14 protein-coding genes and 1 tRNA gene are annotated in these 16488 nt (G+C 53.6%); 9 read left to right on the top strand and 6 right to left on the bottom strand.

The features are described 5' to 3' along the window. The first annotated feature begins 92 nt into the window (after positions 1 to 92). Complete coding sequence (locus J4P41_RS06450; RefSeq protein WP_426066481.1) at positions 93 to 1319, top strand: metallophosphoesterase family protein; 1227 nt, start codon at positions 93 to 95, stop codon at positions 1317 to 1319. Further along, on the top strand, positions 1319 to 5026 hold the full coding sequence (locus tag J4P41_RS06445) for an AAA family ATPase (RefSeq protein ID WP_426066480.1): 3708 nt from the start codon (positions 1319 to 1321) through the stop codon (positions 5024 to 5026). The genes J4P41_RS06450 and J4P41_RS06445 overlap by 1 nt, the downstream gene beginning before the upstream one ends. Before the next feature lie 19 nt (positions 5027 to 5045). On the opposite strand, the gene J4P41_RS06440 is transcribed toward J4P41_RS06445, so the two are convergent. Further along, positions 5046 to 5130, bottom strand: a tRNA-Leu gene (locus J4P41_RS06440). Positions 5131 to 5271: 141 nt separating this feature from the next. After that, positions 5272 to 6054 (bottom strand): class I SAM-dependent methyltransferase, encoded by a 783-nt coding sequence (locus J4P41_RS06435; RefSeq protein ID WP_426066479.1) that lies wholly within the window; start codon positions 6052 to 6054, stop codon positions 5272 to 5274. A gap of 181 nt (positions 6055 to 6235) precedes the next feature. Between J4P41_RS06435 and ypfJ the strand changes: the two genes are divergently transcribed. From ypfJ to J4P41_RS06415, 4 genes are all read left to right on the top strand, one after another. Continuing rightward, on the top strand, positions 6236 to 7093 hold the full coding sequence (gene ypfJ, locus J4P41_RS06430) for a KPN_02809 family neutral zinc metallopeptidase (RefSeq protein WP_426066478.1): 858 nt from the start codon (positions 6236 to 6238) through the stop codon (positions 7091 to 7093). A 129-nt stretch (positions 7094 to 7222) separates the two neighbouring features. Beyond that, positions 7223 to 7741, top strand: a complete 519-nt coding sequence (locus J4P41_RS06425; RefSeq protein ID WP_426066477.1) for a hypothetical protein — start codon at positions 7223 to 7225, stop codon at positions 7739 to 7741. A gap of 32 nt (positions 7742 to 7773) precedes the next feature. Then, complete coding sequence (locus J4P41_RS06420; protein ID WP_426066476.1) at positions 7774 to 8631, top strand: cytochrome-c peroxidase; 858 nt, start codon at positions 7774 to 7776, stop codon at positions 8629 to 8631. Between the two features lie 49 nt (positions 8632 to 8680). Further along, positions 8681 to 9139 carry a c-type cytochrome gene (locus J4P41_RS06415; RefSeq protein ID WP_426066640.1) on the top strand — a complete coding sequence of 153 codons (459 nt, stop codon included), beginning with the start codon at positions 8681 to 8683 and terminating at the stop codon, positions 9137 to 9139. Here the strand turns inward: J4P41_RS06415 and J4P41_RS06410 are convergent, their stop codons facing one another. The 4 genes from J4P41_RS06410 to zigA all read right to left on the bottom strand — a co-directional run bounded on the left by J4P41_RS06410 (position 9140) and on the right by zigA (position 12980). Further along, positions 9140 to 9838, bottom strand: a complete 699-nt coding sequence (locus J4P41_RS06410) for a cytochrome c1 (RefSeq protein ID WP_426066475.1) — start codon at positions 9836 to 9838, stop codon at positions 9140 to 9142. After that, entirely contained in the window at positions 9838 to 11022 is a 1185-nt protein-coding gene (locus J4P41_RS06405; protein ID WP_426066474.1) for a cytochrome b, read from the bottom strand. The genes J4P41_RS06410 and J4P41_RS06405 overlap by 1 nt, the downstream gene beginning before the upstream one ends. A gap of 8 nt (positions 11023 to 11030) precedes the next feature. Further along, positions 11031 to 11687: a ubiquinol-cytochrome c reductase iron-sulfur subunit gene (petA, locus tag J4P41_RS06400; RefSeq protein ID WP_426066473.1), complete on the bottom strand. Its 657-nt coding sequence runs from the start codon at positions 11685 to 11687 to the stop codon at positions 11031 to 11033. A 93-nt stretch (positions 11688 to 11780) separates the two neighbouring features. Beyond that, on the bottom strand, positions 11781 to 12980 hold the full coding sequence (zigA, locus tag J4P41_RS06395; RefSeq protein WP_426066472.1) for a zinc metallochaperone GTPase ZigA: 1200 nt from the start codon (positions 12978 to 12980) through the stop codon (positions 11781 to 11783). Between the two features lie 95 nt (positions 12981 to 13075). On the opposite strand from zigA, the gene J4P41_RS06390 reads away from it, so the two are divergent. The 3 genes from J4P41_RS06390 (at position 13076) to J4P41_RS06380 (ending at position 16464) form a co-directional block, all read left to right on the top strand. Then, complete coding sequence (locus tag J4P41_RS06390) at positions 13076 to 13690, top strand: DUF1826 domain-containing protein (RefSeq protein ID WP_426066471.1); 615 nt, start codon at positions 13076 to 13078, stop codon at positions 13688 to 13690. Between the two features lie 4 nt (positions 13691 to 13694). Beyond that, the gene (locus tag J4P41_RS06385) at positions 13695 to 14261 is read left to right on the top strand and encodes a hypothetical protein (protein ID WP_426066470.1); all 567 of its coding nucleotides are present in this window, start codon (positions 13695 to 13697) and stop codon (positions 14259 to 14261) included. A gap of 109 nt (positions 14262 to 14370) precedes the next feature. Beyond that, positions 14371 to 16464: a phosphocholine-specific phospholipase C gene (locus tag J4P41_RS06380; protein WP_426066469.1), complete on the top strand. Its 2094-nt coding sequence runs from the start codon at positions 14371 to 14373 to the stop codon at positions 16462 to 16464. Positions 16465 to 16488: the final 24 nt, after the last annotated feature.

Here is a 16488-nt window from a genome sequence, read left to right as displayed (position 1 = left end):
GCAGACTGACATGTTGGAAGCGTTTGGACAGGCCTTTTCCGATGTGTCAGCATGACGCATCGTCTCCTGAGAAAAGCCGGTAGAAACAGTCATTGAAACCCGTCAAAATCCTTCACACATCCGACTGGCATCTTGGTCATGAGCTTTCAGGTCACTCGCGTGAGGCTGAACACGATGCTTTTCTTGCCTGGCTTCTGGATGCACTCGAAGAACAGGCCTGTGACGTCCTGCTTGTCACAGGGGACCTGTATGACATGGCGAACCCGCCCGTCTCGGCACAGCAGAGACTCTATGCTTTCATAGCAACCGCCAGAAGCCGGTTGCCGCAACTCCAGATCGTCATGATCGGAGGAAACCATGACAGTGCCCTGCGGATTGATCTGCCAGGCGCTCTCGTTGATGAGCGGGTTTATCTTGTCGGCGGTCTTCCGAAAAAGAATCTTCAGCCAGATTTCGAACGGATCTGCATCCCGCTTGAGAATTCGGAGGGTCAGGTTGCCGCCTGGCTCGGAGCAATCCCTTTCTGCCGACCCGGCGATCTTGGAAAAGAAAGCCTCGAAGAGCTTTACGCGGAAACAACCCGACAACTTTTGGCTCGGACGAATGGTCTTCCTATTATTCTCACTGGTCATCTGCATGTCGCCGGCGGGGATGTGTCAGAGCTGTCAGAGCGTCGGATCGTCATAGGGGGCGAAGAAGCGCACGCCGCGTCCCTGTTTAGCGCGGAGGTCACCTATGGTGCTCTCGGGCATCTGCATCGACCGCAGCAGATTGCTGGACCGTCACTGGTTCGCTACGCAGGTTCCCCCTTCCCGCTCTCCGTGACGGAACGCAACTATAAGCATTCCGTGACCTTGGTAACCCTGACGCCGGGTAAGCCGGTGGTCCAAGAACTTTTAATTCCCCGGGCTGTTCCTTTCCTGCGTATCCCCAATGGGGCTCCGCGTTGTCTTGATGCTGTCGTGAAAGAGCTTGAGGCTCTTCCTGTGGAAACACTCCCGCGCGATCAGCAGCCGTTTCTGGAAGTTTCTGTTCTCATGGAGACTGCCGAACCTCATCTGCAATCCCGGATACTGAATGCGCTTGAGGGAAAATTCGTTCGGCTGACGCGGATCAACCGTGTTGTTCAGCAAAGCGGGCACTTGGGATCACTGGCGGATCAAAGACAGGAACTGGCCGACCTTCAGCCCGAAAAGGTTTTCGGGGCACTTCATGAGCGGAAATACGCTACGAGCCCGGACACATCGCTGGAACGTGCCTTCGCCGAACTTCTTCTCCTGGCAGAAACCGCAGACCCTACTCTTTCGAAGGCAGACTGATGCATATCCTTGCAATCCGTGGCAGTAATCTTGCCAGTCTGGCTGGATCATTCGAGGTCAATTTCAATACGGGGGTTCTGGCTGATGCCGGCATCTTCGCGATTACAGGACCGACGGGGGCTGGGAAATCCACGCTCCTGGATGCTATCAGTCTAGCCCTTTTTGACACCATTCCCCGTTTGGAAAGTGCTCCCAAAACAGGTCAGATCACGCAGGATGAGATTGGTCCGCAGGATCCCCGGGCGATTTTGCGGCATGGCTCCGGCCACGGTTTCGCAGAGCTCGATTTTATCGGACGAGACGGTCGAAGCTATCGCAGTCGTTGGGCAGTTCGCCGCGCCCGGGACCGTGCGGAAGGTAAACTTCAAACCAGTACGCTCGATCTGGAATGCCTTGATACCGGGGAACGGCTGGGCGGGAAAAAGACAGAAACCAAAGCGGAAATTCTGCGGCTTGTCGGTTTGAATGCACAACAGTTTGGTCGGGCTGTTGTGCTGGCGCAGGGAGAGTTTGAAGCCTTCATCAAGGCAGATGGCGATGAACGGGCACAATTGCTCGAAAAGCTGACAGGCGCTGATATCTACAGTCGTGTTGGCAGGATCGCTTTTGAGAAAGCCCGTGATGTCAGAGCGGGATATGACACTCTGGAAAGGCAGATTGCGGCGATGAACGGCCTCGACACAGAGGCGCGCCAGTCACTGAAAGAAGAACGAGAGGCGGCAAAAGTCGCTCATGACGAAAAGCTGGCGATCTGTGAACAGTTTCAGACCGCTCAGGACTGGCATGACAGACTGTCGGATCTCAAAGCCAAGCGTGATGCCGCTTCGCAGGCCTGCGAAGCGGCGCGGCAGGCCTGCGACAATGCAGCCCCTCGCTTCACTGCGCTGGAACGCCATAAACAGGCTCTGACCCATCTGGCGGCTTGGGAAAGGCTGAAAGACACCGAAGGCAGAGTCCGTCAAGCAGAAGACGCCGCTTTTCAAGCCCGACAGACTGAACAAAATGTCAGCCATGCCATGGCGTGTGCTGAAGGTGAGCTGGAAACTGCCGTACAGGCTCTTGATGCTACCAAGTTTGCACAGCAGGACGCTGCCGCTGATCTTCACGAAGCCCGGCAACTGGACATGGAGTTAAAGCATGTCGCAGAGGGGCTCGACTTTGCGACGAAAAGCCTCAGCAAGCAGACTGATATTTTTCAGAGTGCTGATACGGCTTCAAGAAAAATCACGCAGACGGTTCTGGATGTTCAACTCAAGAAAAACGAACTCACGGCCTGGTTGAGAGAGCACTCCAACCTTGCAACACTGTCCCCTTTTGAAGCTGACCTGATTTCTGATTTCAAGGCTCACGCCACTCTGCTTTCTCAACGCTCAGGACTTGAAGAAGCAGAACATCTGGCGGGTTGTCAGCATTTGGAAGCCGTAACACAAACCCGAAATGCCAAAGAAGCGCTCGAAAGTGCCGCTCAGGCTCTGAAATCTTCCGAGAAAGCGACACGGCAGGCTGAAGAAAATTTGCCTCGCCGGGAACACTTTGAGCATCTGACCTTATCTCTTCGGGCACTGGAAGCCACTCAGAGAAAAAACTTGGAAGTAAATCGTCTTCATGAAGACGTACAGGACTCTGAAACGAATTATGGAAAAACAGTTGATGATATTCAGCGTCTGACTGCCGAACAGGCAGACTATCAGAGTGAACTTACTCAGCTAGAGACGGAAATCCCAATTCTTTCAGCTATTCTAAAAGAGGCAAAACGTTCGGAGGAACACTGTAGAAATACAACCAGTGACGCAGCCATGATGATGCGAACAGCCTTGGTGGAGGGAGAGCCCTGCCCGGTTTGTGGGGCAACGGCCCATCATCTTGACGCATTGGATGCCATGCTTGGTGGTGCAGTCGAAGCCGCGCGGAAAAGGACAGACGATGCTGCGACTGCGCTTGAGACCGTGCGTGATCGTGCAACGGTTCTGGCGACCCTAAGTGAGGCAGTGCACGAGCAACTCCGCAAGCTATATGACCAGCAGCATCACCAGAATATGGCGAAAGAGGCCTGTCAGGTAGCGTGGACATCAGGTGTGGAGCAGTTGGAGCGAGAATGTCGGGCTTATGGTCTGGACAACAAGCTGTCCGGCCACGCCTTAACCGACGAGACGCAAAAACGCCTGACGGCTCTCAGTCAGGAGCAGGCCGCACTTCATGCAAAAATGCAGTCACTCGATGAAGTCCGAGCAGCAGAGCGCACAGCAAGAACGCATCACGATACAGCCCGACAATCTCATGAGCACGCTGAAACCCATTGCCGGGTCGCAGAAGACAGGATGAAAGAGGCGCGCCAACTGCGTCTTCAGGCCGACGCAGAGCAGACGCGTCTGGAAAAATGCCTGGACGACAGACTTTCCGACGTCATTGCATGGCGTGATCTGTCAGAAGATCCAGCCATGTGGTTGTCTCTTACTCTTGCGGCGTGGCGTCAGAGGACTGATGCGCTCTCCCAGTTGGAAAGTGATTGGCCAAGCTTGCATGCCGCACATGTGCGTGCTGAAGGTGAAGTCCAGGCAGCCAGAACATCTCTGGCAGAGGTCCAGGCAGACTGGCAGGCAAGGAACGATGTCTATCAGGTTCTGCTTCAAAGACGTTCGGGCTTGCTTGATGGGCAACCCGTTGACAGCGTTGTTGAGGCTCTTGCCGGAGCAGTCAAAGTCGCTGAAGACGCATTTCAGAAGGCACAGAATGCCAGAAATGCTGCATCAGAGCTTGCGGTGGGCGCAAGAGCGCGTCGTGAGGGGGCGGAAAAGCTTTTTGAAGAAACCCGAAAAGAGCTGGTTGATTTAGGCGAAAGCTTTGGTGCTCGGCTGGAGCGTGAGGGGTTCAGCCGTGCAGATATTGGAGAGGCCGAGGCTCTTGGAGTGGACTATGCCACGTCTGAAGAGAGGGCGCTGTTTGAACTGAACAAGGCCCATAGTGATGCGTGCGCGGCCCTGAGGCCCCGTGAAAGTGATTACGCACAGCACGACGCCAGCAGGCAGGCAGTTTTTGAGATTGCTGATCTGGAGCAGCAGCTTCTAAAGGCGAAAGCAGCCGTCGCAGACGCTCAAACCGCGCTGACCCGATTGGAAGCGCGGATTATTCAGGACGACGAAACACGATACCACACGGCTGAACTTAGAACGCAACTCGCAGTAAAGCGTGCGGATGGTCATGTCTGGGAGCGGCTGGGAGAGATGCTGGGTGACGCTCAGGGAAAGAGGTTCCGTAATTTCGCACAAAGCCTGACGCTTGATCATCTTCTCGACTTTGCAAATGAACGCCTTGCAGATCTTAAACCCCGTTATACCCTTCAACGGGCGCCCGCAGGGGAAATGCTGATCGAAGTCATTGATAACGATATGGGAGGACTGGTTAGAGGATTGCAGAATCTTTCCGGCGGAGAACGCTTTCTCGTCAGTCTTGCGCTAGCCTTGGGACTTTCTGAAATGTCTACCGGGCGCGGCATTCGGATCGAAAGCCTGTTTATAGATGAAGGGTTTGGAGCGCTGGATTCTGCAAGCTTGGGACAGGCGGTTGCTGTGCTTGAACACCTTCAGGCACAGGGGCGCCGCGTTGGTGTCATCAGCCATGTAGAAGAACTCAAGGAACGCATCCCCGTAAAAATCGAGGTAACGCCTCTATCAGGGGGAAAAAGCCAGATCGCGATTGTCGTCGATTAAGACTGGCAATTTTATGCGATGGTACGGGCAGAGGGACTTGAACCCCCACAGCTTGCGCCACCAGAACCTAAATCTGGCGTGTCTACCAATTCCACCATGCCCGCGGACTGTGAGGTGGGTCTATACGAACTCTTCGGTATCGGCAATGACATTTGTAGTTATGGCATTGAAAATTTTGACCCCGCTGCCTGATACAGATCTGGCTGTATCAGGCTCTTCCTCACAGGATGCCCGAGATTTGAAGTTCAGTCTTTAACCTTCTGGAACTTCAGAACAAAATTGTCGCCCTCCCCAATGGCTTCATATTTTGCATGGTCCGTTGCTCCCAGTGCGTAAGTGGGAGGCAGCGTCCAGATCCCTTTGGGCCAGTTGGCTGTATCTTTCGGGTTGGCATTGATTTCAGAACTGCCAACCAGTTTGAACCCTGCCTTCTGGATCAGGTCGATTGCGTAAGACTGCCGAACATATCCGTCTTTTGCCATCGGATCCTGAGGTGCGGTGGTATTTCCACGATGATCCTCAATGCCCAGTATGCCACCCGGTTTGAGGACCCTGTGAATGGCGGCCAGCATTTCCGGCGCGTTTCCGGCTTCCATCCAGTTGTGCATGTTGCGGAATGTCAGGACGAGATCAACGCTGTTTGCAGGCGCAAAATCCAGATGCTGCCCGTCAAATTGCGTGGTTTTGATCCGTCCGTAAATGTCTGGACGTTCGGACTGAAGCTTGCTGATAGCCTGTTTTTTCAGGTCAGCAGGGCCTAACGCGACGGTGTATGTGCCATGATCATACAAATAAGGCGCCAGAATTTGCGTCCAGTACCCCCCTGATGGCCAGATTTCCAGAACATGAGCGTCTGGCTTTAACCCAAAAAAAGTTAATTCTTCAATGGGGTGGCGGACCGCATCACGCGCTACAAAAGCGGGCGTTCTTTCCGGAGAGTGTACAGCCTGATCCAGGGTTGGCCCGGCAAGCGCGGACGTAACGGTCAGGAGAGGAAACAGACACAGGAAGGCATATTTCGACAGCATGAAAGTGCTCCAGTCGTGAATCTCACAACTGTGGCTTCAAAACTGAAAAAAGTCTTTACTCATCTGGGAAAATTTCTGAGAGCAGAGGCGTTGTTCCGCTTTCGGATATGTTTCTTTCAACCGTTGGCAGGCACTTTCTGGCAACGCTCTCCACCGGCAGTAAAAACAGGACTGAATACCCATGCGTCTGGACGATCAGCGGGAAAGCACCAACATTGACGACGTGAGAGGTTCCGGTGGGGGTGGTCGTACGCCTTTGCGGATTGGCGGTATTGGTGGCGTCATTCTCGTGATTGGTGCGCTCTATTTTGGTGTAGACCCCCGCATCGTCCTGAACCTTTTGCAGACTGGCCCGTCATCCGACAGTTCGACGGTTGCGCAGGTTCAGCGTCCAGCCAATGATGCTGGCAAGCAGTTTATTGCCCGTGTTCTCGGATCAACGGAAGACGTCTGGACAGCATACTTCCAGCAGATGGGACGCACATATCATGATCCCCGGCTGACGCTTTTCAGTGGTGGCGTACAATCCGCCTGTGGCTATGCACAGACATCGGTTGGGCCATTTTATTGTCCGGCGGATCACAAGGTGTATCTGGATCTCCAGTTCTTTCAGGAGTTGCAGAACCGGCTTGGAGCGGGCGGCGATTTTGCAAAAGCGTATGTTGTTGCCCATGAGATCGGGCATCATGTTCAGAATGAGCTTGGCATCATGCAACAGGTCAGCCGACAGGGCGATGCGTCTCAAAAAGGGGCCAACGGGCTTTCTGTACGTGTGGAGCTTCAGGCCGACTGCTTTGCTGGTGTCTGGGCCAAGCGGGCGAATGACGCCAAACATCTTCTCGAAACAGGGGATATCGAGGAAGGCATGAATGCGGCTGCTGCTGTTGGTGATGATCGGCTGGAGCGTCAGGCGAGAGGATATGTCGTTCCTGACAGCTTTACACACGGCACTTCAGCCCAGCGCGTCAGTTGGTTCAAACGCGGTCTGAGCAGTGGTGACATCAATCGCTGTGACACGTTCAGCGCGCCGAGCCTTTGATATCGTCGGAGTATGCCTGAGACTGCACGCTACAGAATGAGATGACATCTTTCGATGCCGTCATGAGTCTGGAAAAGTGCGAAAATATGATGCTTCATGCTTGGATTGCCGTTGATCAGGATATTCATCATGAAGCGCATTTTGCTTCCCCTTTCCATGGCTCTGTTTGCCTGTCACGCAGGTTCTGCACTGGCTGACGACGCAAGTTGCAAAAGTGGTCTGCATCCCCTTCCTGCTGGCTATGAAGGATGGAGCAATCCCTCCCCTTTAAACGCCGCAACTCAGGCTGGTGCTCTCTCTGCGAGCAGGCTGACATTGGGACATGCCGCCACAATCCGGCTCGCTCACACTCCGGATGTGCATTTTGTAGAGCGCCCGGCAGAGCCAGGCGGAAGTGTCAGCTTCAGTGGCATGGTGGCTTTTGAAGCGCCTAAAGATGGGACATACAGGGTTATGCTCCCAAACAAGACATGGATTGATGTCTTGCAAGGGACTGTTCCAGCCAGTTCAACTCACCATCAGCACGGACCAGATTGTTCCGGTATTCGCAAGATGGTCGATTTTCCACTTAAGTCTGGCACGTACACGCTACAGCTTGCCGGAAGTGGCCAGCAAGATATTCCTGTTATGGTTTCTTCTGTCCCGTGAGGATTTCTGGGCTGTTTCTTCTCGTGGTGACAGTGAGCTGCCTGCCAGCAATGGCTTGTGCGGCCTCTCTGTCTCCCGAGAGGGCCGAGATAGAGTTGGGGCATCGTCTTTTCTACGATGCAGACCTGTCTCTGGATGGAAGCATGTCCTGTGCTACCTGCCATGAGCAAAGACATGCTTTTTCCGATGGAAATCCCACACATCCCGGCGTGACGGACGAACAGGGTATCCGTAATGTTCCCTCCCTCGCCAATGTAGGATTATTCCACAGCCTGACATGGACAGATCAACATGTCACTTCTCTGGAAAAGCAGATCTTTATTCCCCTGAGCGGGAACCATCCTGTTGAGATGGGCATGACCAATATGGCCGAACTCTCTCGGCGCCTTTCGACAAATCCCTGCTATCGGGCTCTTTTCTCAATCGCATTTCCAGAGAGTGCTATGGACATGAAGCACTTCTCTATGGCGCTTGCGGCTTTTGAGCGCAGCATGGTGTCAGACCACGCTGTTTGGGATCAGCCGGATCATAAGGAGACAAGCGAGCAGAAGCATGGGGAGATGTTATTTTTCGGGAAAGGAAAATGCTCGGTTTGCCATAAGCCACCGTTGTTCATGGACCAGCATTTTCATGTTCTGGGAAAGCTTAAGGATGGCCCCATCAGAACGCCGTCTCTTCGTAATGTGGAAGTCACAGCCCCGTACCTGCATGATGGGTCCGCGGCTACTTTGGCGGCTGCCATTCAGGCTCATCCGAATACAGATTTTTTATCTGACACAGAAATAGCCAGCATTACGGCTTTTCTGTCTCTTTTAACGGATCAGACATTTCTCTCACGTCAGGACTTCGCCTTGCCTGCCGAACAATGCCCTGTCAGGATTGCACAATGAAGGATCATTGCGTCCATGATCTGCTGATAGGACATTCAGGGTGACGTCTATGTTCAAGTGTACCACCTTTTTTCTGACGGCTGCTTTGGCGACATTTTCCGTTGCTCATGCAGAAGATGGTCTGGCAATTTACAACAGTCGGTGCAGCGTTTGTCATCAAGCTGCGGGGATTGGTTCTCCTAGCCAGTTTCCTCCCCTTAGTGGCCGGATTGGTAAGATCGCGGGCTCTCCTGAGGGCAAAGCCTATCTGATCCATGTTCTGTTGAATGGCCTTCACGGGCCGCTTGAAGCTTCAGATGTGAGCTACATGGGTTATATGCCCTCCTTCAAATCCCTGAGTGACGAGGATCTGGCGGCAGTTTTAACCTATGTTTCTTCGTTAAATACGCCTGGTACGCCACCGGTTTTTTCTGCAGACGATTTCAGGTCGCAGCGCGACACTCCCAAAAAAGCCAAGGATATTCTGGCAGAGCGTGAAGCGCTGGATGCTCTGCATCCCCTGCCTTGATCAGCGCAGTCTCTTTGTTCGTCCTGTCCAGACACGTCGTTTAAGAACAAACAGAAAGCCGCTCAGGATGGCTACATAGGACAGGACGAACAGTCCCGTCCTATGTCTGGTATGAAGATGTGGATGCGCGGCCCATGAGAGAAATGCTCCAACGTCATGTGCCATCTGCGGAACGGTAGCGTTTGTCCCATCAGTATATTTGATTTGTCCGTCATGGAGTGGCGGAGGCATGGCAATGTGAAGATGGGGCATGGCGGTATTGTAATACGAACCGGGTGGAAGTTTTTTCCCTTCTGGTGGGGAGGTATAAGAGACCAAAATATCAATAATTCTCTTGATACCGCCTTTCTGTGTCATAGCCAGACGTGAAAAATCTGGTGGAAGACCGCCGTGATTGGCCATGCGTGCCATACCGGCTGTAAGGTAGGGAGAGCCTATAACATCTGAAGGGTGAGCGGGGCGTGTCTTTGGATCGCCATCATCATCCAGGCCATCGGGGATTTCATGCTGGGCAGCATAGGCTTTGATATCCGAGACGGACAGGCCCAGCTCTCCCAGATCGGCATACGTAACATGATTGAGACTGTGGCATGAGCTGCAAACCTGCCGAAAAACCTCGAGGCCACGCTGTTCGGGTGTAGAGGCATGAACTGCAAAAGCCGGAAACGCCAGCATACTGGCTATAAAGAGACGTCTCATTAAAAATGCTCTTTTCGGCGGCTGGCCTGTTCTCGACGCGCAATCATAGGAAGCAGGCCCAGAAAATAGACATACCAGTACGCGACAGCGGCACGGCTGATCCAGACCCAGAAAGAACTTGGAGGGCTCATCCCCGCCAGACCAAGAGCCAAAAAAGCAAGAAACAGAAGAGGCAGAGCCACTCGGAGCCAAGGTCGGAAACGGGCGGATCTGATCGTCGAAGAGTCAAGCCAAGGCAGCGCGAACAGAATGACGATGCTGCCTGTCGCAAGAATAAGACCACCGAGTTTTGAGGGGACGGCCCGAAGGATGGCGTAAAACGGGGCAAAATACCACTCAGGTATAATATCCGAAGGTGTTATCAGCGGGTTGGCCTGAACATAATTGTCGCTCAGCGTCAGAAAGTCAGGCGCGAAGAAAATCAGCGCCGCATACACCAACAGAAAAAGGCAAAGACCCAGACCATCTTTCGTCGTGTAATAGGGGTGGAACGGCACGGTCTGGTCAGGCTCCGTCAAATCCTTGCCGGTCGGGTTATTGGACCCCGTAACGTGTAGAGTTGCGACATGCAGGACAATGACGCCGATGATCGAAAATGCCGTGACAAAATGCAGGACAAAGAGGCGGTGCAGCGCAATATTCCCCAGACCTTCCCCACCCAGAAGCCAGGATGCCAAAGGTTTGCCAACAAGTGGAACTGTATTGACGGCATTCACCACGACGGTCGCACCCCAGTAAGACATCTGTCCCCAGGGAAGAACGTAACCGGCGAACGCCGTAATCATAACCAGAAGCAGTAGTCCCAGCCCTGTTAGCCAGACCAACTCACGCGGGGCTTTGTAGGAACCGTAATACAGGCTGCGTGCAATATGCACATATAGCGCTGCGAACAGCATGGATACGCCGCCCATGTGAATGGATCGGATGAGCCAGCCTGAAGCGACCTGCCGGTCGATGGTTTCAACACTTGAAAAGGCGTCGGCAAGCGTCGGTGTGTAATTGAGAGCGAGGAAGATACCGCTAAGGATCAGAAGCGTCAGTGAAACAACTGCGAATGCACCGAAATTCCAGAGATAATTGAGATTTCGCGGCATGGCGAATTCAACATACTCACGCCGGAAAGCGGATAAGATTGGCAGGCGGGTATTCAACCATGTCGATACGGATTGAGGACGTTCATTCATGGTTGTGCTCAGATTTGTCGAATGTTGGCGATATCGAAGTCAGGATCGCCTTTACTCTCGCCGATACGCAGATGTGTGTCAGAGATCATCGTCACAGGCGGAACCGGGAGATTGTACGGCGCAGGCGCGTTCTTAAAAGCTCGACCAGCGCTGTCAAACTGCGATCCATGACAGGGGCAAAGGTATTTCCCGGAGGGCTCGGCCTGTGTTGGAGCATCAAATGTTGGGACGCAGCCCAGATGCGTGCAGATCCCGATCATGACGCCGATGTCGGGGGTAATGGACCGATGCCAGTTTGCTGCATCTTTGGGTTGTTGCGGCATACGGGACTCAGGGTCACGCAATTTTTGAAGAAGCGCTGGATCCTGAAGTTTTTTCAGCATTTCCGGCGTTCTTTTCTGCACAAAAACGGGCCAGCCCCGCCATGTGACAACACTCTGCTGGCCCGGTTTGAGCGTCGAGAGATCCACGTCCAGAATGTCGCTCTCGCCAACATGGTTGCTGCGTGTTCCGTTCAGGCTATCCAGAAAGGGATAAGCCAGCGCACATGCGCCAGCGCATCCCATGCCAACAGTCACGGTAGCCAGAACATCCCTGCGTCGAGGTCCCCGCTCCAGTTTGGAGTGGGGGGTGTCAGAAGTCAGGGAGGCATCGTCTTGTGTCATGGGTTCTGCTCGAAATGGACCGGTCCCAATCATCGGAGTGCACCATGGGAGGTGTCAATCTCAAAGCAGTTTATTGTTTTCGTATGATTGTCATTATTCCCAGACAGGAAATGGATCCGGGAGAGTGTCATAGTGCCAAGGCATGAAAATACCATCCGCATTTTCTGGCATCAGGCAGTTATTCAATGCGGCCCGAATATCTGCTTCATCCATGTTTGCACCAATAAAGACCAGTTCCTGCCTCCGATCTCCATATGTATCGTCCCAGTATTTTGCGAGTGTTGCGCGCCAGGCGTCATCATCAGGCCAGGAGTCCTGCGGCACACTGCTCCACCATCGCCCTGCAGCCTGATTGCGGGCCAGCGCACCGGCAATGCTCAGTTCACCAACCCAGTCCGGTCGTGTTGCAAGCCAGAAATAGCCTTTGACGCGCACAACACCTGACCATGACTGTTCGATAAATTGTGCAAAGGCTTGTGGGGAGAACGGACGGCGGGCTCTGTAAACAAAACTCGAAATTCCGTATTCCTGCGTTTCCGGAACATGGTCCGCATGACCATAGAGTTCTTTAAACCACATCGGATGCTGGTGAGCCCGATCAAAGTCGAAGCGGCCAGTGTTCAGGACCTCGTCCAGAGAAACAGTGCTCTGATTGGTTTCGAGGATTTCGGCATCCGCATTGAGAGATCTGATGATGAGTCGAGCTGCGTCCCTCTGTTCAGGTGTTGCGGTATCAACCTTGTTCAGAAGTACCACATCGGCGAACTCGATCTGCTCCACAAGAAGGTCAACAAGTGCCCGTTCGTCGTCTTCACCTGCGACCTCTCCCCGATCTTTCAGGAAGTCTGTTGAACCATAATCGCGGAGCAGATTCACCGCATCCACAACTGTCACCATGGTATCGAGGCGCGCAATATCGCTGAGACTACGGCCGTCCTCGTCCCGAAACTCGAAGGTTGCGGCGACAGGAAGTGGTTCTGCGATGCCTGTTGATTCGATCAGCAGATAGTCGAACCGTTTTTCACGAGCCAGTCGATCGACTTCCTTGAGAAGATCATCCCGCAAGGTGCAGCAGATGCATCCATTACTCATTTCGACGAGTTTCTCATCCGTACGGGAGAGATCACTCCCTCCTTGTCGCACCAGATCCGCGTCAATGTTCACTTCGCTCATATCATTGACGATGACGGCGACTTTCCGCCCTTCGCGGTTGTTCAGGATATGATTGAGAAGTGTTGTTTTTCCGGCTCCAAGAAAGCCGGAGAGAACGGTAACGGGCAATCGGTCATCCATGATGACAAAAGCTCCTTGATGGAATGAACGGTCTTGCGTGAAAGGCTTATATAGTTATGATATAACATATCAATATGTAGAGTGATTTTGTTGCGATGTCATCATGCCCGACGCGTCACCAACTGGTCAGCCAATCGTCTTTCAGGGAAATACTCTCCCCGGAACGCACGATTGCCGTTCATTCTCAAAGACTTACTGAATCCATCAGAAGAGCCTCGGAGAGTCATCTCCGGAATGGTGCGCGTCTGATCATGGCTCAAGGGACGCTGGAGACGATCTGTAGCGGTCTTACTGAAGCTTTCCCGGATGAAACCCTCCCTTTGCTGGCGGATATGATTGATCTTGCAAGCCGATATCAGGAGGTTTCCGGGCATCAGACGTTACGCGTTCGGCTTGAGAAAGTGACAACGGACAGTTGTCGAAAATTCCATGTTGACTGTGTGGGGCTGCGATTGCTCCGCACTTATGTCGGCCCTGGTGTTGAATGGACGGCAGATGGAGGTTTGACCATTCATCAGGCTCCGGATGGGGCCGTTGTTTTTCTCAAAGGAAAGCATTTTCCGGGATGGTCTGAAGCAACCAGTGTCCGCCATCGCTCGCCACGTTTATCGGCTCTGCCGATCGAGAAACGCCAGAGGCTTCTTCTGACGATTGACGAAGCTGGTGCGTGTGGAGCGTCCATGGACGCTCCTGTAATGATTGCGGCCTAATATCATGTTTGTCATCGAAAGCTGGCCTGATCCTGTCCTCGCCGATGCTCCGCGTGTTCGAGCCTCAAGTCGACCGGAAATTCTCGTAGACCTCGCCAGGACGGATCTGGACATGATTGTCTGGACCCGGAAAGTGCCGAACGACTGGCAGCAGAGATTGCAGGGCCATCAGCTTCCTGCAGAAGATCTTTTTCTGGACGGAACACTCAATGATATTCTGAGTCAGTTGAAGGGTTCCGCCATCCGTGAGCGCTATCCTGCCTTCATGATTGAAGATGTCGAGCAGACAGCAGCTCTGGCTGCCGCATTTACTGTCTCGGATCGGATGGTCTTGCGGCTGACATCCGAACAACAGCCAGAGCAGCCGTTCGGGAAAGCCAAGCTGCGAGCGTTTTGCTGCTATGGATCCGGGCAACTCCATTGGAAGTCGGGCACGTTCAATGGCTACGATCCGACCAGTAGTCTATCTCCTTTTGATCTTGCGTTTGTTCCTTCCTGGAGTGGGGACAGGGTGCGCGTCAGCTGCGAGGCTAGTCCACAGGCTGTGTATCTTGCGTTGTCTGTTCTCTAAAGCCCATTCACAAAACAAACATAAAATATCGTGCTCTTGCCTCGTGATTTTCAAACATCAGGCATGGTAACGATGCGTCCAGTTCTGACCATACGAGAGAGATGATCCGGTGACCGTAAAACTCGACCGTCGTGGCCTGCTGGGTCTTGGTGCCGGTTTTTCCCTGAGCGCTCTCCTGCCCTCGATCCAGCGTGCCCGCGCCATTCCTGCGCACCGTGAAAGCGGAACGCTTGAGGATGTGCAGCATATTGTCGTGCTGATGCAGGAAAACCGTTCATTCGACCATTATCTTGGCCATCTTTCAGGCGTTCGTGGTTACGGAGATCGGCATGTTGTTCGCGGCCCCGGCGGTGAACCCATCTGGTGGCAGCAACGACAGAAGGCCGAAAACGGCTGGATTACGCCGTTTCACCTCCCAACCCAGACATCCAGCGCGGAATGCGTTATCGACCTTGACCATAGCTGGTCGCCAACGCATGCGGCGATCAACAAGGGCTGGAACAACCAGTGGCCTCGTCACAAAAAAGATATGACGATGGGGTACTACACGCGCGAAGATATTCCCTTCCATTATGCATTGGCGGATGCCTTCACAGTCTGCGACCACTACTTCTGCTCCACACCAACCCAGACGCATCCAAACCGCTTCTATCTGATGTCCGGGATGGTGGATCCGAATGCGACGGGTGGCGGCCCCATTCTCGATAACGTGGACTGGGTGGACCGGGAATTTTACCCCAAGGTGCCAGATCCGTTTACCTGGACAACCTATCCGGAGCGTTTGCAGGATGCCGGTGTTTCCTGGCAGGTGTATCAGCAGGGTCTTTCTGGCGCCGATATCGAAAACGGAAATTTCGGTACCAACGTGCTGATGTGCTTCAAGAATTTTGCTGAGGCACAGCCGGGCTCTGCGCTACATGACCGCGCCATGACGGCCCGGACACTGGATCATCTCAAACAGGATGTACTGGCCGACAAACTTCCGCAGGTTTCGTGGATACTGCCTCCAGCAGCTTACTCCGAACATCCGCGCTGGACACCGGGATACGGGGCAACATTTATTGCCCATGCTCTTGATGCCCTAACGGCAAATCCTGACGTCTGGGCCAAGACAGTCTTTTTGGTCATGTACGACGAAAATGACGGCTATTTCGACCATATGCCGCCGCCACAGCCTCCTACCCCGGTTTTGCCGGGCCTGAGCACCGTGTCCACTGAAGGCGAGATCCACAGGCATCTCCAGAACTTTGAAACGCAACGCTACAAGCCTGACAACCTGCCGTATGGCCTTGGCCCGCGCGTTCCTGCCTTTGCTATTTCCCCGTGGAGCACTGGTGGGTTTGTCTGCTCGGAAGTCTTTGACCACACCTCTGTCATTCGCTTTATTGAGAGTCGGTTTGGCGTCAAGGAAACCAACATTACGCCCTGGCGTCGTGCGGTTTGCGGCGATCTGACAAGCGCGTTTGACTTCTCTCGCAAGAGCCATGTGAAAGTCCCGCTCCCCGATACAGCTGCATACAAGAAAATCGCGGACGCTTCCTGCAAGCTGCCCAACCCTGTCATTCCTCACCAAAGCACAGTTGACGATATCGGAGATCAGGAGCGTGGCGCGCGCCCTGCCCGTCCGTTGCCATACAATCTGGCTGTGGATCTGATTGAAGACACGCCTGATGCGGTGGCGTTCGAGATCCGGAATACGGGGGCGGTCGGTGCCAGCTTCTATGTCTATCGGGACGGAACAACCGAAACGCCGCGCCGTCATACAGTGGAGCCCGGTAAATCCGTCAAGGATCGTTGGGATATTTCGCATCAAGGCCAGCATGACTTCACGGTGCTCGGCCCGAATGGCTTCGCGCGATATTTCAAGCGTGCTGTCCTATCGACGCTGGTGGTACGGGCTTACCACCAGAAAGAAACAGGACAGCTTGTCCTTGACCTGAGGAATACTGGTGCGGTCAGTAAGAACATCCTGATCAAGGATAACGCTTACGGTGCGGAAGACAGGCCGCTTTCCATAGCAGCCGGTCAGACACTGGCTGTGTCTCTCGATCTGACTTCAAGCCATCAATGGTATGATGTGAACGTGTTGGTCGATGGAGAAACCGATAATCATCAACGCTTCGCAGGTCATGTGGAAACCGGCCGTGCCAGTATTACAGACCCTGTCATGGGTGCGGTCATGGCTCATCAAATCAACGGCTGAGCATAAACCTCTTGAGGACTACTT

This window comes from Gluconobacter sp. NFX36, assembly GCF_049887835.1.
Taxonomy (GTDB): domain Bacteria; phylum Pseudomonadota; class Alphaproteobacteria; order Acetobacterales; family Acetobacteraceae; genus Gluconobacter; species Gluconobacter japonicus_A.
This window is presented reverse-complemented; position numbering and strand designations above follow the sequence as displayed.

What these genes read in the sequence shown, in the direction of transcription:
- ypfJ (WP_426066478.1), top strand. Translation starts at nt 6,236, where the DNA reads ATGCGTCTGGACGATCAGCGGGAAAGCACCAACATTGACGACGTGAGA.
- J4P41_RS06390 (WP_426066471.1), top strand. Translation starts at nt 13,076, where the DNA reads ATGTCATCATGCCCGACGCGTCACCAACTGGTCAGCCAATCGTCTTTC.
- J4P41_RS06435 (WP_426066479.1), bottom strand. Translation starts at nt 6,054, where the DNA reads ATGCTGTCGAAATATGCCTTCCTGTGTCTGTTTCCTCTCCTGACCGTT.
- J4P41_RS06425 (WP_426066477.1), top strand. Translation starts at nt 7,223, where the DNA reads ATGAAGCGCATTTTGCTTCCCCTTTCCATGGCTCTGTTTGCCTGTCAC.
- J4P41_RS06405 (WP_426066474.1), bottom strand. Translation starts at nt 11,022, where the DNA reads ATGAATGAACGTCCTCAATCCGTATCGACATGGTTGAATACCCGCCTG.
- J4P41_RS06415 (WP_426066640.1), top strand. Translation starts at nt 8,681, where the DNA reads ATGTTCAAGTGTACCACCTTTTTTCTGACGGCTGCTTTGGCGACATTT.
- J4P41_RS06410 (WP_426066475.1), bottom strand. Translation starts at nt 9,838, where the DNA reads ATGAGACGTCTCTTTATAGCCAGTATGCTGGCGTTTCCGGCTTTTGCA.
- zigA (WP_426066472.1), bottom strand. Translation starts at nt 12,980, where the DNA reads ATGGATGACCGATTGCCCGTTACCGTTCTCTCCGGCTTTCTTGGAGCC.
- petA (WP_426066473.1), bottom strand. Translation starts at nt 11,687, where the DNA reads ATGACACAAGACGATGCCTCCCTGACTTCTGACACCCCCCACTCCAAA.
- J4P41_RS06385 (WP_426066470.1), top strand. Translation starts at nt 13,695, where the DNA reads ATGTTTGTCATCGAAAGCTGGCCTGATCCTGTCCTCGCCGATGCTCCG.
- J4P41_RS06445 (WP_426066480.1), top strand. Translation starts at nt 1,319, where the DNA reads ATGCATATCCTTGCAATCCGTGGCAGTAATCTTGCCAGTCTGGCTGGA.